This is a genomic window from Nocardia callitridis (genome assembly GCF_039543305.1).
Taxonomy (GTDB): domain Bacteria; phylum Actinomycetota; class Actinomycetes; order Mycobacteriales; family Mycobacteriaceae; genus Nocardia; species Nocardia callitridis.
Window position 1 is genome coordinate 724,788 of sequence record NZ_BAABJM010000001.1, and the last position, 15,783, is coordinate 740,570.

15 protein-coding genes and 2 pseudogenes are annotated in these 15,783 nt (G+C 66.2%); 9 read left to right on the plus strand and 8 right to left on the minus strand.

Going from position 1 to position 15,783, the window contains the following annotated elements; translation table 11 throughout:
• Nucleotides 1-188: 188 nt before the first annotated feature.
• The 5 genes and pseudogenes from cobM to ABEA50_RS03000 all read right to left on the minus strand — a co-directional run.
• A complete protein-coding gene (gene cobM, locus ABEA50_RS02980) occupies nt 189-938 on the minus strand; it encodes a precorrin-4 C(11)-methyltransferase (RefSeq protein ID WP_345493431.1) in 750 nt (249 codons plus the stop codon).
• Nucleotides 939-1,028: 90 nt separating this feature from the next.
• Nucleotides 1,029-1,208, minus strand: a pseudogene (locus ABEA50_RS02985) (VOC family protein); the annotation flags it as partial.
• Between the two features lie 150 nt (nt 1,209-1,358).
• Nucleotides 1,359-1,784, minus strand: a complete 426-nt coding sequence (locus tag ABEA50_RS02990; RefSeq protein WP_345493432.1) for a PPOX class F420-dependent oxidoreductase — start codon at nt 1,782-1,784, stop codon at nt 1,359-1,361.
• Between the two features lie 24 nt (nt 1,785-1,808).
• Complete coding sequence (locus ABEA50_RS02995) at nt 1,809-2,426, minus strand: response regulator transcription factor (RefSeq protein WP_345493433.1); 618 nt, start codon at nt 2,424-2,426, stop codon at nt 1,809-1,811.
• A 254-nt stretch (nt 2,427-2,680) separates the two neighbouring features.
• Nucleotides 2,681-3,826: pseudogene (locus ABEA50_RS03000) on the minus strand (sensor histidine kinase); the annotation flags it as partial.
• 130 nt (nt 3,827-3,956) lie between these two features.
• Between ABEA50_RS03000 and ABEA50_RS03005 the strand changes: the two are divergent.
• From ABEA50_RS03005 to ABEA50_RS03025, 5 genes are all read left to right on the plus strand, one after another.
• Nucleotides 3,957-5,015: an ABC transporter permease gene (locus ABEA50_RS03005; RefSeq protein WP_345493434.1), complete on the plus strand. Its 1,059-nt coding sequence runs from the start codon at nt 3,957-3,959 to the stop codon at nt 5,013-5,015.
• Nucleotides 5,016-5,053: 38 nt separating this feature from the next.
• Nucleotides 5,054-5,800 carry an ABC transporter ATP-binding protein gene (locus ABEA50_RS03010; protein WP_345493435.1) on the plus strand — a complete coding sequence of 249 codons (747 nt, stop codon included), beginning with the start codon at nt 5,054-5,056 and terminating at the stop codon, nt 5,798-5,800.
• A 461-nt stretch (nt 5,801-6,261) separates the two neighbouring features.
• Nucleotides 6,262-6,948, plus strand: coding sequence for a hypothetical protein (locus ABEA50_RS03015; protein ID WP_345493436.1), 687 nt, complete (start codon nt 6,262-6,264; stop codon nt 6,946-6,948).
• A gap of 88 nt (nt 6,949-7,036) precedes the next feature.
• A complete protein-coding gene (locus tag ABEA50_RS03020) occupies nt 7,037-7,609 on the plus strand; it encodes a TetR/AcrR family transcriptional regulator (RefSeq protein ID WP_345493437.1) in 573 nt (190 codons plus the stop codon).
• Between the two features lie 116 nt (nt 7,610-7,725).
• Nucleotides 7,726-8,361, plus strand: a complete 636-nt coding sequence (locus ABEA50_RS03025) for a type IV toxin-antitoxin system AbiEi family antitoxin domain-containing protein (protein WP_345493438.1) — start codon at nt 7,726-7,728, stop codon at nt 8,359-8,361.
• Nucleotides 8,362-8,555: 194 nt separating this feature from the next.
• Here the strand turns inward: ABEA50_RS03025 and ABEA50_RS03030 are convergent, their stop codons facing one another.
• Nucleotides 8,556-9,296, minus strand: a complete 741-nt coding sequence (locus tag ABEA50_RS03030; protein ID WP_345493439.1) for an SDR family oxidoreductase — start codon at nt 9,294-9,296, stop codon at nt 8,556-8,558.
• A 90-nt stretch (nt 9,297-9,386) separates the two neighbouring features.
• On the opposite strand from ABEA50_RS03030, the gene ABEA50_RS03035 reads away from it, so the two are divergent.
• Nucleotides 9,387-9,938, plus strand: coding sequence for a TetR/AcrR family transcriptional regulator (locus tag ABEA50_RS03035; RefSeq protein ID WP_345493440.1), 552 nt, complete (start codon nt 9,387-9,389; stop codon nt 9,936-9,938).
• Nucleotides 9,939-9,969: 31 nt separating this feature from the next.
• Here ABEA50_RS03035 and ABEA50_RS03040 read toward each other — a convergent pair whose 3' ends face one another.
• The gene (locus ABEA50_RS03040) at nt 9,970-10,893 is read right to left on the minus strand and encodes a LysR family transcriptional regulator (RefSeq protein WP_345493441.1); all 924 of its coding nucleotides are present in this window, start codon (nt 10,891-10,893) and stop codon (nt 9,970-9,972) included.
• A 138-nt stretch (nt 10,894-11,031) separates the two neighbouring features.
• Here ABEA50_RS03040 and ABEA50_RS03045 point away from each other — a divergent pair, with 138 nt between their 5' ends.
• Both ABEA50_RS03045 and ABEA50_RS03050 read left to right on the plus strand, forming a co-directional pair.
• Nucleotides 11,032-12,444 carry an MFS transporter gene (locus ABEA50_RS03045; RefSeq protein WP_345493442.1) on the plus strand — a complete coding sequence of 471 codons (1,413 nt, stop codon included), beginning with the start codon at nt 11,032-11,034 and terminating at the stop codon, nt 12,442-12,444.
• Nucleotides 12,445-12,721: 277 nt separating this feature from the next.
• Nucleotides 12,722-13,468, plus strand: a complete 747-nt coding sequence (locus tag ABEA50_RS03050; protein ID WP_345493443.1) for a 3-hydroxybutyrate dehydrogenase — start codon at nt 12,722-12,724, stop codon at nt 13,466-13,468.
• Between the two features lie 17 nt (nt 13,469-13,485).
• Here ABEA50_RS03050 and ABEA50_RS03055 read toward each other — a convergent pair whose 3' ends face one another.
• The gene (locus ABEA50_RS03055) at nt 13,486-14,079 is read right to left on the minus strand and encodes an SACE_7040 family transcriptional regulator (protein ID WP_345493444.1); all 594 of its coding nucleotides are present in this window, start codon (nt 14,077-14,079) and stop codon (nt 13,486-13,488) included.
• 94 nt (nt 14,080-14,173) lie between these two features.
• Between ABEA50_RS03055 and ABEA50_RS03060 the strand changes: the two genes are divergently transcribed.
• Nucleotides 14,174-15,778, plus strand: coding sequence for a carboxyl transferase domain-containing protein (locus tag ABEA50_RS03060; protein ID WP_345493445.1), 1,605 nt, complete (start codon nt 14,174-14,176; stop codon nt 15,776-15,778).
• Nucleotides 15,779-15,783 lie beyond the last annotated feature (5 nt).

Consider the following 15,783-nt stretch of genomic DNA (forward strand, 5'->3'; position numbering starts at 1 on the left):
GCCCGTTGCCCACCGACCGGCCGTGCCGGGAATTTCGTCGCTGATCACCGAATCAATCTACCGTCGCGACCCGCGCTCGACCAACCAACCGCCATAGCGGCCATGCATTGGCACAGGCAGCCAGCTCAGCTTGGTCCGCTGCGGTCAACCGCAGCCGGTGGACACCGCGATATTCGACGCGGTTCGCCTCACCGAGAACGCACCCGACCCGGGTCGTAGAGGTGAGATTCGACGCAGGCGAGGGTGCTCGACAGCGCACGACCGACGATGATCACCGCCGCCTGACGAAGCCCCGCCGCCTCGACGCGTTCCGCGATGTCGGCGAGTGTGCCGTGCAGCACGATCTGCTCGGGCTGGCTGGCCCGATACACCACCGCGACCGGGCAATCCGCGCCGTACTCGCCCGCCAACTCTTCGGCGATGCCACGCACACGGGTGATCGCCAGATGTAAGACCAGCGTCGCGCGAGTGCGCGCGAACTCGGCCAGCGCCTCACTGTCGGGCATCCTGGTCGATCTGGCCTGCGTCCGGGTCAACACCACCGACTGCGCCACCTCGGGCACGGTGAGTTCGGTACCGAGCACCGCGGCGGCCGCGGCGTACGCGGGCACACCCGGCGTCACATCCCATGCCACGCCGCGCGCGTCCAACCGGCGGGTCTGCTCGGTGAGCGCCGAATACAACGACGGATCCCCCGAACACAACCGCGCCACCTCTTTACCCTCGACATCAGCGCGCACCATGTGCTCGGTGATCTCGTCGAGATCGAGGTGCTGGGTATCGATCAATTCGGCCTCCGGCGCGCAGTGCGCGAGCACCTCGGGATCGAGATAGGTACCCGCATACATACAGACCCGCGCCGCCCCGAGCAGCCGCACCGCGCGCACGGTGAGCAGATCAGCCGCGCCAGGACCAGCTCCGATGAAGTGCACCGTCATGCGCGTGAGTGTAGGCAGCGCCCGGCCGGTTCGAGACCGCCGTGTGGCTCTGGCCCCCGCCGACACCGCACGGGCGCGGCGTCAGCGGGGCTATTCCGGTCGATGGCACATCGCCTCGACGTTGTTGCCGTCGAGATCGCGCACGAACGCGCCGTAATGCTCCGGCCACAACCGAGGTTCGTGCGCAACCTCGGCACCGACTTCCCTCGCCGCCGCGAAGAAGGCACGCACCGCCACGCGGACCGCGGCGACGAAAGCGATGTGTGATTCACCGAAGCCGTGCCGCGTCGACAGGCCCTACCCAGAAATCGGCGTGAACGGGGCGAGCGCCCAGTCATAGCAGGCGACGCTCGCCGCGAGGTCGCCTGGCTTGAATCGCGAGGTGATCGAGCATCCGAGAACCTCCATAAACCCGTTCGCTCAGGCCGTCGCGTCGAAGGCGGCGAGCACCTTGCTCGCCCGCACTCGGACGACGAGTTCGCCGGGCACGCCGTTGCGCTTGCCGAATTCCTCGGCGCGATCGGCGCCCATATATCTGCGGGCGATCTCGGTGGCGGTGCGCAGCAATTCGGCGGGGTCTTCGGAGACCGTCACGGTGCCTTGTACCTGCACCGAGCCGTAGGGCGGTTCCTGCAGGTCCACCGAGAGCGCGATGCGGGGGTCGCGGGCGATGGCTTTGCCTTTGGCGGTGGTCTTGCCGGTATTGAAGACCACGTCGTCGCCGTCGAGGATGAACCAGACCGGGGTCACGATCGGGCGACCGTCGGAGGCGACGAACGCCACCTTCGCGGTTCGCGTTCCGTGGGAGAGAAATTCACGCACCTGAGGATCGGAGAGTGATGTCATGGGCTCGAGCCTAAGCGCGCGTGCTCAGATCGCTCCTTGTTTACGCGCGAATGCCACCGCTGCCGTGCGCGAGCGCACGCCGAGCTTCGCGTAGACATGCACAAGATGCGACTTCACCGTGGTCTCGCTGAGAAACAGTTGCTTGGCGATCTCCCGATTGGAACGACCGTCGGCGACCAGGCGCAGCACTTCGATCTCGCGGTGACTCAACGTCGTGTCGGCGCGGCGCACCCTGGTCATCAGTTTGGAGGCGACCGTCGGCGAGAGCACGCTCTCCCCCGCCGCGGCAGAGCGCACGGCCGCGAGCAATTCCGTCGGCGGGGTGTCCTTCAGGATGTACCCGCAGGCACCCGCCTCGATGGCACCGAGGATGTCGGCATCGGTGTCATAGTTGGTGACCACCAAGACATTCGGCGGTTGCGCCAGCGCGCGCAACTCGGCTGTCGCCGCAGCCCCGGAACGGCCTGGCCCGAAACTCAGGTCCATCAAGACCAGGTCGACCGGTGTAGTGGCGCAGAACGCGACCGCGGCCTCGGCGCTCGGGACGTCGCCGACGACGGTGATATCGCCGTCGCTGTCGAGCAAGGCGCGTAACCCCGCACGCACGATGGCGTGGTCGTCGGCGAGGAGAAGGCGGATCATCCACGATCCTCGGTGCGACCCGGCCCGCGAGACTCCGGGCCGGGGTGCGGGGTGTCACTCGTCGGCGCAACGGCGTTACCACCGCCCCGCATGCCACCGCCGACCGAGTGACCGGAGTCGGTGACCAGCACGGTCGTGTGCGCGTTCCGCGCGCCCGCGCGATTACCCGAGTTGTCCCCGGAGTCCTCGTTACCGGGCTGTCGATCGTTCGACGACGAGCTTTCCGCCGAATAGGGCGGCGCGGCAACGGATGCCACGGGAAAGGACACCGTGACCGCGGTATGTCCGGGCTCCGATTCCATCGTCACGGCACCACCCTGTTCCTCGGCACGTTGGCGCATCGCGTGCAAACCGAACGATCCCGACGGCGGCCGGTCCAGCACCACCGGGTCGACACCGACTCCGTCGTCGACAACGTCCAGGTACACCTCGGAATCGGAATAGGTGAGGGTCAACCGCATCCGAACAGCATGCGCGTGCCGCACGACATTCGAAACCGCACCCTGCGCGATACGGACCAGCGCTGCCTCGACCGGCATCGGCAAGCCGACCGGAGTTCCCTCGACGGCCAACTTGGTGCTCAGTCCAGGGGCGGCCGCACGCGCGCAGATTCGTTCCAGCGCCTGCGCCAACGACTGCCCTTCCAACGCGGCGGGCGTCAATTCGGCGATCAGCGTTCGGGTTTCGGCGAGATTCTCCGCGGCCGTCTCGCGAGCGAGTCGAATCTGTTGCAGCGAAGGATGGTTCGGAGACGTTTGCTCGACGGCATGCAACAGCAACTGAATACTGCTCAACCCCTGCGCCACCGTGTCGTGGATCTCCTTGGCCAGCCGTTCTCGCTCGGCCAGTTTTCCCGCCGTACGCTCGCGCTCGGCCAAGACCGCCCTGGTGCTGACGAGCTCATCGATCAGGCGCTGCCGCTCGGCCGACTCACGGAACAACGCCTGGTAACCGAGTCCGATACCGACCGCGACCCCCGCGCCGAGCACCGGCCCGATCACTCCCGCGACGGCCCAGCCACGATGCGCACCGAAACCCAGCACGGCGACCGCCGTCGCCGCCGCGACCGCGAGCAGATTCCACGGGCGCCGCAACAGATGCAGATACAGAAAGAACAGGCCGAACGCCAGATACCCCGCATCCGGCGCGAGCGCGACCAAACCCAGCCAGCACAGCGTGAGCGCGGTCAACCACGCCGGCATTCCGCCCCTGCGGCCCATCAGCACGGCACCGGCGAAGTAGACGATCAGGAAGACCACCATCAGCGCCACGACCGCGCCGGGATGCGGCGCTCCCGGTAGCAGCGCGCGCACGATCACCACCACCGCCAACGCGGTCACCAGCACATGCAGGCCGAGCCGCAATGTGGTGAAGACCGGGGTCAGGGGCGAGGAGTGCACGCCGTCAGCTTATGCGTGGCTATCCGGAAGGCATCCATCGAAAGGTGTAAAACACCACCCCACCTTCGATCGTCGCCGCTTCCTCCGCACGCGCGATGGAATCGGAGGCGAGGCCCGCGAGGGTGGAATCATGTTCGTAGCACTCAGAGACCTCATGGCCGCACGCGGCCGCTTCCTGCTCATAACCCTGGTCGTGACCATGGTGGCGCTGCTCGTCAGCTTCCTCAGCGGACTCACCGCCGGGCTGGCGCACCAGAATGTCTCGGCTGTCGAATCATTCCCCGGTGACACAGTCGTGTTCTCCGAGACCGGCGCCGACCCTTCGTTCGACAGTTCGACACTCAGCACCGAACAGATCGCCGCATGGCGCGATGGCGCGGGTGGGTCGGCGACCGTCGACCCGATCGGCATCAGCCACGGCAAGGCCGAGCGCGCCGGTTCCGCACCGACACAGGCCGCGCTGTTCGGCAGCGACGCCGCGACATTCGGCAACCGGTCCGCTACCGAACCGGGTTCGGTGGTGCTCAGCACCGGTGCCGCCAAGGACCTCGGGGCGGCGGCGGGCGACACCGTCGACATCGGCGCACAGCATTTCCGGGTGACCGATGTGCGGGGCGACGACTGGTACAGCCACACCCCTGTCATCTGGATGACGCTCGCCGACTGGCAAGCCGCGAGCCCGCGCGCGGGTGCAGCAACCGTGCTCGCCGTGTCCGGTGTCGCCGATCAGGGCGCGGTGAACGCCAGCGCGAACACCCAGACCACCCCCACCTCGGACGCGCTGTCGGCGATCGGCTCCTACGAGGCCGAGAACGGCTCCCTGACCCTGATGACAGTGCTGTTGTTCGCGATCTCCGCCTTGGTGATCGGCGCGTTCTTCACCGTGTGGACCATCCAGCGCATGCCCGATATCGCCACCCTCAAAGCACTCGGCGCCACCTCGGGGTCGCTGGTGCGTGACGCACTCGCCCAGGCGGCGATCGTGCTCGCCGCAGGTGTCGCCGTCGGACTCGGAATCACCGTGGCCGCAGCGGCTTTGCTCGGTGACGCACTGCCCTTCGTTCTCGGCCTTTCCACCACGGTTGTGCCCGCCCTCGCACTGATCGTGCTCGGGCTGCTCGGCGCCGCGTTCGCCCTGCGCTTCCTGTTCACCACCGACCCATTGACCGCGCTCGGCGCGGGACGCTGACGCCACCCACCGACACCCACGAACCAGGAGGTTCACCGATGAGCACCGCAGTCCACACCACCACCTGCCTCACCGTCGATGACGTCACGCTCACCTACCCCGACGGCGCAGGACGCCTCACCGCCTTGGATCACGTCAATCTGCGCGTCGAGGGCGGCACCGTAGCGGCCATCACTGGCCCGTCCGGCTCGGGAAAATCCAGCCTGCTCGCCGTCGTCTCCACCTTGATCGGCCCGGACTCCGGTCGAGTCGACCTCGAAACACCCTCTGGTGAGACAGATCTCGCCAGCCTCGATCGCAGAGCGGCCGCGGCGCTTCGCCGCTCGTCGATCGGCATCGTCTTCCAGCAACCCAACCTCATCCCGGCCCTCACCGCCGTCGAACAACTGGAGGCCATGGCCCACCTCGGCCAACGCCTCCGCACCCCACGTCGCCAACGCCACGAAACCCACGCCAAGGCCATGGCACTGCTCGACTCCGTCGGCCTCGCCGACCAACACGCCAAGCGCCCCGCCCAGCTCTCCGGCGGCCAGCGCCAACGCATCAATATCGCCCGCGCCCTGATGAACGACCCGTCGTTGCTCGTCATCGACGAGCCCACCAGCGCACTGGATTCCGAACGCGGCGCCGCCATCATCGACCTCATCCTCGACGTGGTGCACACCCACCAGGCCGCCACCCTGCTCGTCACCCACGACAACACCCACCTACACCGAATGAACGCCGTCTACACCATGACCGACGGCCACCTCGAACCCCGCTCCGCACGCGTCCCCACCCACTGACTCGGGCCATCCGACCACGAAGACACCTGCGCCGCAGCGTCATCGCTACGACGCAGCGGCCTCGACGCACGCGGCTATCGAACACATGACGAACGCGTGTCGCAATCCGCTAGAGCCGAGGAAGGAGCAATGATCACCCACACACCGAGCAAGCTCGCCCGCAGGACTCGAGGATGTCGGTGGCGACTGGTAAACACAAAGTGCCTTGGTCGCCGAACAGCGAATGAGGTGTGGATAATGAACACCGATGGCCAACGGAGCAGGGAGGACGATTCAACAGTGACTGTCACAGTTGAACGTGCGACGTCCACGGAACTTCACCGCCGCCATGCGAACATCCTCCAACGTCTAGGAATGACACGAGACGAAATCGGCGAGCTCGCAGCCCAGTACGCACTGACTCCCGAAGAGTTGGCCGCGTGGGACGAACTGCGATCGGTCGAGTTCCTCCTCGAGGATGAGTGATCGCCCCGACTGACCTCGAGGACCAGGCCAGTAGTTTTGCTCTCGACGTCTCGACTCGCGTCTTGATGTGCCTCGAGGGCTCCCCGGCAGCCGACGAACTCAGGGTCGAAGCATCACCAAAGGGCGGCCGTTACGCCTTCGCCTACCAACAGAGCATTCACGCGAACCGCCAAGGCCGAAGCATCGGCGCGGTCAAGATCGAGTTCGGTCTGACGCTCGACCGCTCGAAGCGCCACCTAGCAGTACACAAATCCAGCTTCCAATTGCTGGAACGGCGTGGCCAGAAGCCAATCGTACGAATCGAGTACGTTCGCGACGCGCGCGGCGTGCCGTGCTCGCACATCCACGCCCACGCCGAGAGTGGACTCTTTACCCATCTCCTCGCACAGGCTGGACATCCGACACCCGCGGCTGTTCAGTCCATCCATCTTCCCACCGGCGGTGACCGCTTCCGACCGTGCGTCGAGGACTTCCTCGAGTTCCTGATCCGCGATTGTCGCATCGCTGCCCGTGAAGGGTGGGAGGAAGAAGTCGCCGCGGGCCGAGAAGATTGGCGGCGGAAGCAGACAGCAGCGGCCGTGCGAGATCGACCTGACGTAGCTATCGCTGAACTGCGCAAACTCGGGATCACCATCCTCGGGGTGCCGACGGAAGAGCGACCACCCGCGCGAGATCGCTTCTGATTCGGCGGCATCGATTCGGGATCTTTACCCACAAGCAGTCGCACCTCGCCCGATAAATTTGTAGTTAGTAACTTGTAACCTGATGAGCATGGCTGGACGTATGAGCGGGACCGAACGGCGAGCTCAGCTCTTGCGGATCGCCGGAGACGAGTTCGCCGACCACGGGTTGCACGGTGCGTCGGTCGAGGCGATCGCCCGCGAGGCCGGGATCACGCAGGCGTATGTGTTTCGGATGTTCGGGACCAAGAAGGCGCTGTTCCTCGAACTGGTGGGCGCGGCATTCGATCGTTTCAACGAGGGCGTGGCCACCGCTGCCGCCGAGACCGTCGGCCGCGACGCGCTGGCCCCGATGGGTGCGAAGTACTACGACCTGCTCTCGGAACGGACCACCTTGCTGCTGCAACTGCAAGGCTTCGCCGCCTGCGGCGACGCCGAGGTCCGCGACCTCGTCCGCACCCGCTTCGCCCACATGTGGCACACCGTCGCCGACACCACCGACCTGGACCCCGTCACCGTGAAGTCCTTCCTCGCCTACGGCATGCTCCTCAACAACGTTGCCGCCCTGGACATCACGGAACTCGACGAACCGTGGGCCCGGGGCGTACGCACCCGAATCCACCCCGGATTGTTCGACCACATCACCACCGAAACCAACCGATGATCTCAACGGTGCTTATTAACGGCTAAAACCCGCTACTGAACGTCATAAATACTAATGGCTACGTCAAAAATACTTCCCTTGATTATTTTTGACGTAGCGGGTGCTATTTTTGACGAATGCGCAGTGATGACGTCGACCTCCAGATCGCCGAGCTTGCGGCGTCTCAGTGGGGTTTGATCACCACCGCGCAGGCGGCAAATATCGGCGCCACTGCGCAACGGCTCAAATACCGCGCGGACAAGATGCTGCTGGTGCGGCTTCGACAAGGGGTGTACCGGCTGGCTGGCGCGGTGGAATCGCCGCAGGAGCCGATCCGAGCCCAGTGGCTTGCGCTCGAACCACAACGGCCAGCCGAAGACCGACTACGTGACCCTGCGCCCTTCGGCGTCGTGTCGTACCGATCGGCGGCACACTTGCTACAGCTAGGCGACCTCGACGCCGACATCCATGAATTCACGGTGCCGCGCCGACGCGACAGCCGTGCCTCTGATGTCCGGCTGCATGTCGCCGCACTCACTCCCGAGGACTGGCAAGTGGTGTCCGGATTACCGGTTACCCGGGCGGCACACACGGTCGCAGATCTCGCTGCCGCACACACCGACGGCGGCCACCTAGCAACGATCGTTCGCGACGCGATCACTACCCGAGCGGCCACATCTACCGAGTTGAAACGCGCTTTACGCCCCTACGCCCATCACTATGGGGTCCCGATCGGCGCCAGCGCGCTACTCGTGGAGCAATTCATCCGATAGATCGGCACCGCCCGAAGTGATCCGGATTCGACCGCGCACCAGGCAAGACCGATCTCCGGTGAAATCGGGATTCCCAGCGCAAGTGCGCACTCCGAAGACCTCCTGATCGACCGGGTGCTGCAGCGACGCCCCGGGACCCGTGAGTACCGACTTGCTCCTTCGCGTTCCCGCACGGCTGTGTCTCGCGCCTCTGGTCAGCCCTGCACCGTCGGGCGAATGGTGAGGTCGCCGATCTCCACGTCGTGGGGTTGATCGATGGCGAACGCTATTGCGCGGGCTACGGATTCGGCAGAGATTCCGAAATCGGCCATGGATTTCGAGAGTTGATCGCGCACCGCTTGGTCATCGATGGGTTCGGTGAATTCGGTGCGGACGAAACCGGGCGAGATCGAGGTGGTGCGCAGGACGCCGTCGGTGGATTCCTGACGCAGGCCCTCCATGATGGTGCGCACCGCGTTCTTGGTTCCCGCGTAGACCGACTGCGTGGGAACGATTTTCAGACCCGAGGTCGACACGGTGGTGACGAGATGACCCACACCTTGTCGACGGAAGACCGGCATGGCGGCGGCGATGCCGTTGAGTACGCCGCGCACGTTGACGTCGATCATCGCCGTCCAGCCGTCGACATCGAGATCCGCCACGGCGCTGATCTTGCCGACACCCGCATTGTTGACCAGCACGTCGAGTCGGCCGAATTCGGCGACCGCACGCTCGACCATGTGCTCCAGATCTTCGCGGCGGGTGACATCGACCTGGCAGGCGATCGCGCGCCCACCCTGCTCGCGAAGGTCCGCGACAATCGATTCGAGTCGATCCGTACGACGGGCGGCGAGCACGACGGCGTCACCACGCTCGCCCAACAGTCGGGCGGTGGCGGCACCGATACCGCTGCTTGCACCGGTGATGGCGACAACTTTCGCTTCGGTGGTTGGCATGAATTCCCTTTCGAGCGATAAAGTGGACACGCGTCCGCTTACTCGACACAGCGTAGCGGACATGTGTCCGTTTAGTCGAGCAGAGGACAAATGACCACACCCCGCCGCCGCGCGGACGCGGTCGACAACCGCGACCGCATCATCAAGGCCGCGCGCGCCGCGCTCGCCAATTCCGACGAGTTGCGTCTCAACGCCGTCGCCAAAGCGGCGGGAGTCGGCCAAGGCACGCTCTACCGCCACTTCCCGACCAGGGAGGACCTACTCGCCGAGGTCTACCGCCGTGACGTCGACGCACTGGTCGACGCGGCCGCGACACTGGCCGCCGAGCACGATCCACTCACCGCCCTCGCACGCTGGTTCGACCGAATCGCCGACTACGCACGGGTCAAACGCGGAGTGCTTTCCGCCGTGGACGCCGGTGTGTGGCAGGGGCTTTCGGCAGACAGCCACGGCCCGATCGGTGACGCCATGACCGCACTGCTCGACGCGGGCAAAGCGGAGGGAACCCTCCGCGCCGACGCCGACGCCCGCGACGTCATGTTGCTCATGACCGGCCTGACCCGCCTGACGGCCGCGGAGTGGGAGCCGCGCGCGGGACGCCTGCTGGACATTCTGCTCGATGGCCTGCGCACCAAGCCGTAAGCGACTGTCACACAGCGTGATCCAGCAGCACTCAACCGGCTCCGCCGAGCAGCATCGCCCGATGCTCGTGCACGCGGGTGCGTAGCGCGTCGACGAAGACCGCCACTTCCGGCCGACGCAGGGTCTCCGCGCGGGTGACGAGCCAATAGCCGAGGGTGACGGTCACCTCGTCGGGCAGGACACGAACCAAGTCGTCGTGCCGATCAGCCATGAAGCACGGCAGCAGGCCCAGGCCCGCGGCGGCCCGAGTGGCCTCGACGTGCACGAAGACATTGGTGGAGGTCACCGACTCGCGCATGGCGGGGACGAAGCTGGAGGCGAGGTCGAGATCGTCGACCTGGAGCATGGTGTCGATGAAATACACCAGCGGATAGCGGCTCAGCTCCCCGAGCGTGCGCGGAGTCCCGTTCTCCCGCAAATACTCTCGGGAACCATACAGCCCCAGGCAGTAATCGGAGAGCCGGAAGGCGCTCGCCCGGTGCACCTGCGGCTCACCGACCACCACTTCGATATCCATACCGGAACGGCGCTGGGAAGCCCTGCGGGTGGTGGCGACGATCTCGACGGCGATCTTCGGATGTCGCCGCTGTACCTGCGCCGCGGCCGGTGCCGCGAGATAGGCGCTGAAACCGTCGGTCGCCGAGACCCGCACAACCCCTTCCAGTTCCCGGCGCCCCGACGCGCCCGCCGCGATCGAGCGCACCGCCGTATCCACCGCCTCCGCCGCGACCAGCGCTTCGCGCCCGAGATCCGTCAGCTCCCAGCCACCGACCACCCTGGTGAGCACCCTGCCGCCGAGCGTGCGCTCCAAGGCGGTGATGCGGCGCGAGATGGTGGTGTGGTTGATCCCGAGTTCCTCGGCGGCGGAGACGAAGCGACCGGAGCGGCCCACCGCGAGCAGAACCAGCAGGTCATCCGCGCTCGGTCGGCGCGCCGACCCGGAAGACGCCGTCATTGCTGCATTCTCGCAGATACATCGTGCGGTTCTGGGCATTGCGGACATTGCTATCTGCACGAATAATCAGTGCAGCTAAAAATTGTGAGGGCGATCACAAGCTTGTCGGAACGTGGGCCCGCACACGAAGGAGAAGCGATGAGCGTGCGCAGCGCAGTGTGGCCCAAGGGCGAATCCCCGACCGGGCTGAAACGGGTGGTCGCAGCGTCGATGGCGGGCACGGTCGTCGAGTGGTACGAATTCTTCCTCTACGGCACCGCGGCCACGTTGGTCTTCAGCAAGGTCTTCTTCGCCGAATCCACCAGCGACCTGGACGCCATCCTCGCGGCATTCGTCACCTACGCGGTCGGCTTTGCCGCGCGCCCGCTCGGCGGCGTGGTCTTCGGCCACTTCGGGGACAAGTACGGCCGCAAGAAGCTGCTGCAATTCAGCCTCGTGTTGGTGGGCGCCTCCACCTTCCTGATGGGTTGCCTGCCGACCTTCGGTCAGATCGGTTACTGGGCGCCGAGCCTGCTTGTCGCACTGCGCTTCATTCAAGGATTCGCGGTCGGCGGCGAATGGGGTGGCGCCGTCTTGCTTGTCGCCGAACACAGCCCGAGTCGCAATCGCGGGTTCTGGGCGAGCTGGCCGCAGGCGGGCGTGCCTGCGGGAAACCTGCTCGCCACCGTGGTGCTGTTGGTCTTGACCTCGACACTGACGGACGCGGCATTCCTCAGCTGGGGCTGGCGAGTGGCGTTCTGGCTGTCGGCGGTGGTGGTGCTGATCGGCTACTACATTCGCACCAAGGTCACCGACGCGCCGATTTTCGTCGCGGCGCGACAGGATGCCGAGAAGATCGCGGCCACCTCGCTGAATGTCGTGGAGGTGCTTCGGCGCTATCCGCGCGGCGTGCTCACCGCGATGGGGCTGCGCTTCGGCGAGAACGTCATGTACTACCTGGTGGTCACGTTCACCATCACCTATCTCAAGGTGCAGGTGGAACTCGATACCAAGGTGATCCTGTGGTGGCTGCTCGTCGCGCACGCCGTGCACTTCGTCGCAATCCCGGTGGTAGGCAATCTCTCCGACCACTTCGGGCGACGCCCGGTGTATCTGGTCGGCGCCCTCGCCGCGGGAACGTGGGGTTTCTTCGCCTTTCCGATGATGGACAGCGGCCACAACCTGGTAATCCTCTCGGCCATCATCATCGGTCTGCTGTTTCACGCGCTGATGTACTCCGGTCAGCCCGCGATCATGGCGGAGATGTTCCCGACGCGGATGCGGTATTCCGGTGTGTCCCTGGGGTATCAGGTCACCTCGATCGTGGCGGGGTCGCTGGCGCCGATCATCGCGGTGCGCCTGCTCGACGCCTACGACTCGGCGGTGCCGATCGCGGTGTATCTGGCGATCACCTGCGCGATCACCGCCGTCGCCGTCCTCGTCGCCAAGGAGACCGTGGGGGCGACGCTGGAGAGCATCGACCGCGCCGACTATGCCGCGACTTCGGGGAGCACCGGCACACCGGCCAGCGGTCCCGACAACACCGACCCGACACCGGTCGCCGCCGAATGACCGGTCTGGCCGGGCGCCACGCCCGGATCACCGGCCGATCCGTCCAGAATGAGGAGCGCACCGACATGACCGAACACCACTGCGTGCCCCCCGGGCGACGGAGCGGAACCGATGCGCGCCGAGTGTGGCACGTACGACGACAGCGTCCCTCCGAACCAGCAACAGCTGCGATGACCGACCGCAAAGCACGTCGTGCCCGAGCCACCTACGACACCGCGGGTGCATTCGAGCTGGTCGTGTACGGCGACGACACGCACCGGAGCACGAGGTGCGCCCGATGACCGACCTGACCGGACGTAGCGCCTTGATCACCGGTGGTGCCAGCGGAATCGGCGCCGCGTGCGCGCGCGAGCTGGCCGCGCGCGGTGCCGTGGTCACCCTCGCCGACATCGACGGCGATGGGGCGGCGGCCTTGGCCGAAGAACTCGGTGGAAAGTCTTGGACGGTGGACCTTTTGACGGTGGCCGACCTCGAGCAGCTGGCGTTGGAAACCGACATCCTGGTGAACAACGCGGGTATCCAGCGCGTCAACCCGATCGAGGAATTCGCGCCGCGACATTTCCGCGACCTGCTCACCCTGATGGTCGAGGCGCCGTTCCTGCTGACCCGCGCCGCACTGCCACACATGTATCGCCAGGGGTTCGGCCGCATCGTGAACATCTCGTCGGTGCACGGATTGCGCGCCTCCGCCTACAAGGTGGCCTACGTGACGGCCAAGCACGGGCTGGAGGGGCTGTCCAAGGTGACCGCGCTCGAAGGCGGCCCGCACGGCGTCACCAGCAACTGCGTCAATCCGGGCTATGTGCGAACACCGTTGGTGGACAAGCAGATCGCCGATCAGGCGAAGGTGCACGACATTCCGGAGCAGCAGGTGCTCGAGCGAATCCTGTTGACCGAGAGCGCGATCAAGCGCCTGGTCGAACCGAGCGAGGTGGCCTCGCTGGTCGGCTGGCTGACCTCGACCGACGCGGGGATGGTCACCGGCGCGTCGTACACCATGGACGGCGGTTGGAGCGCCCGATGAACCACAGTCGACCCGGATCAGCGCAGCGCCGCCAACGCCATATCGCGCAGGATCGGACGTGCGTGCGTTGCGGTCTTGGCGGGCGCGCTGTGCGGGGTGGAGTTGATCAACCCGAAGACGGCGTGCGCCCGCACGCGCGCGGCGTCCTCGGCGAGACCCGGGTGCGCCTCGCGCAGCACGCCGACCCACACTTCCACGTATTGCCGCTGGCAGCGCCGAATTTCGCGGCGCGAGGCGGCGGGGACGTTCTCCAGGTCGCGATCCTGGATGCGGATGAGTTCCGGCTCACCGAAGGCGAAATCCAGATGGAAATCGATCAGACCGGGCAAGACTTGCGCCGAGGACGCGGTGCTGGCCACCACCGCTTTTCCACCGTCGAGCAGCCTGCGACTGACTCCGACGAGCAGTTCGACCAGCAACGCCTCCTTGTTGGGGAAATGCCGGTAGACGGCGGGGCCGCTGATCCCGACGGCCGCGCCGAGGTCGTCGAGGCGCATGCCGAGGAAGCCTCGGTCGGCGATGAGCCGAGCACCCGCGTCGAGCAACTGTTGGCGGCGCTGCGCCTTCAGCTGCCCACGCCGGGTTACCGCGGCGGGCTCTGTGCTTGTCATCCGCGCTTACCTCACCATCTCTGGACATCTCGGTTAGTCAAGATTAACCTGAATTCCAGTTATCGGTGACTAACTCAAGCGACAGGATGGCGATATGCCCGTGATCGAAGAGGTCGTGACCAATCGTGACGCGCACACCGCGCTGGTCGACGACCTACGCGCCAGGCTCACCGCAACGGCGCTCGGCGGCTCGGCCAAGTCACGCGAACGCCACCTGGCGCGCGGCAAGCTGCTCCCCCGCCAACGCGTCGACCACCTGCTCGACCCAGGCAGCCCCTTCCTGGAACTGTCCCCCCTCGCGGCCAACGGACTCTACGACGACGAATGTCCCGGTGCGGGCATCATCACCGGCATCGGCCGGGTATCCGGTCGCGAATGCGTGATCGTGGCCAACGACGCGACCGTCAAGGGCGGCACCTACTACCCGATGACGGCGAAGAAGCATCTGCGCGCGCAGGAGATCGCCGAGCAGAACGGGCTGCCGTGCGTGTATCTCGTCGATTCCGGCGGTGCCTACCTGCCGCGTCAGGACGAGGTGTTCCCCGACCGCGACCACTTCGGCCGCATCTTCTACAACCAGGCGACCATGAGCGCCAAGGGCATCGCGCAGATCGCGGCCGTACTCGGCTCCTGCACGGCGGGCGGCGCGTATGTCCCCGCGATGAGTGACGAGGCGGTGATCGTCCGCGATCAGGGCACGATCTTCCTCGGTGGCCCGCCGCTGGTCCAGGCGGCGACCGGCGAGGTGGTCACCGCGGAGGAACTCGGCGGCGGCGCGTTGCATTCGCGCACCTCGGGCGTCACCGATCATCTGGCCGACGACGACCTGGACGCGTTGCGGATCGTGCGCCGCATCGTCGGCACGCTCGGTCCGCGCCGCGACAGCCCGTGGCAGGTGCGGGAGGCCATCGCACCGGCCGCCGCGCAGGACGAGCTCTACGACGTGGTCCCGGTGGACCCGCGAACCCCGTACGACGTGCGCGAGGTGATCACCCGCTTGGTCGACGGAAACCAGGAGGGCGACACCGGTTTTCACGAGTTCAAGGCCGAGTACGGCAAGACCCTGGTGACCGGGTTCGCGCATATCCACGGCCACCCGGTCGGCATCGTCGCCAACAACGGTGTGCTGTTCAGCGAATCCGCCATGAAGGGCGCGCATTTCATCGAATTGTGTGACAAGCGCAAGATCCCCCTGTTGTTCCTGCAGAACATCTCCGGCTTCATGGTTGGTCGCGACTACGAGGCGGGCGGCATCGCCAAACACGGCGCCAAAATGGTCACCGCGGTGGCCTGCGCGCGGGTGCCGAAGCTGACGGTGGTGATCGGCGGTTCGTATGGCGCGGGCAACTATTCGATGTGCGGGCGGGCGTACTCGCCACGCTTTCTGTGGATGTGGCCCAATGCCAGGATCTCGGTGATGGGCGGCGAGCAGGCCGCCGCCGTGCTGTCCACCGTGCGCGGTGACCGGCTCGCGGCGCAAGCGCACACGCCGGAGGAGATCGCCGCCGACGAGGAGGCGTTCAAGGCCCCCATCCGCGAACAATATGAGCGCCAAGGCAATCCCTACTATTCGACAGCGCGGCTGTGGGACGACGGCGTGATCGACCCCCGCGACACCAGAACCGTGCTCGGCCTTGCCCTTTCAGTGTGCGCGCAAGCGCCGCTCGAGCCGGTTTCCTACGGCGTTTTCCGGATGTGAGGACG

Coding starts and splice junctions, on each gene's coding strand:
- cobM (WP_345493431.1), bottom strand. CDS start 938: ATGACGGTGCACTTCATCGGAGCTGGTCCTGGCGCGGCTGATCTGCTC.
- ABEA50_RS02990 (WP_345493432.1), bottom strand. CDS start 1,784: ATGACATCACTCTCCGATCCTCAGGTGCGTGAATTTCTCTCCCACGGA.
- ABEA50_RS02995 (WP_345493433.1), bottom strand. CDS start 2,426: ATGATCCGCCTTCTCCTCGCCGACGACCACGCCATCGTGCGTGCGGGG.
- ABEA50_RS03005 (WP_345493434.1), top strand. CDS start 3,957: ATGTTCGTAGCACTCAGAGACCTCATGGCCGCACGCGGCCGCTTCCTG.
- ABEA50_RS03010 (WP_345493435.1), top strand. CDS start 5,054: ATGAGCACCGCAGTCCACACCACCACCTGCCTCACCGTCGATGACGTC.
- ABEA50_RS03020 (WP_345493437.1), top strand. CDS start 7,037: ATGGCTGGACGTATGAGCGGGACCGAACGGCGAGCTCAGCTCTTGCGG.
- ABEA50_RS03025 (WP_345493438.1), top strand. CDS start 7,726: ATGCGCAGTGATGACGTCGACCTCCAGATCGCCGAGCTTGCGGCGTCT.
- ABEA50_RS03030 (WP_345493439.1), bottom strand. CDS start 9,296: ATGCCAACCACCGAAGCGAAAGTTGTCGCCATCACCGGTGCAAGCAGC.
- ABEA50_RS03035 (WP_345493440.1), top strand. CDS start 9,387: ATGACCACACCCCGCCGCCGCGCGGACGCGGTCGACAACCGCGACCGC.
- ABEA50_RS03040 (WP_345493441.1), bottom strand. CDS start 10,893: ATGACGGCGTCTTCCGGGTCGGCGCGCCGACCGAGCGCGGATGACCTG.
- ABEA50_RS03045 (WP_345493442.1), top strand. CDS start 11,032: ATGAGCGTGCGCAGCGCAGTGTGGCCCAAGGGCGAATCCCCGACCGGG.
- ABEA50_RS03050 (WP_345493443.1), top strand. CDS start 12,722: ATGACCGACCTGACCGGACGTAGCGCCTTGATCACCGGTGGTGCCAGC.
- ABEA50_RS03055 (WP_345493444.1), bottom strand. CDS start 14,079: ATGACAAGCACAGAGCCCGCCGCGGTAACCCGGCGTGGGCAGCTGAAG.
- ABEA50_RS03060 (WP_345493445.1), top strand. CDS start 14,174: ATGCCCGTGATCGAAGAGGTCGTGACCAATCGTGACGCGCACACCGCG.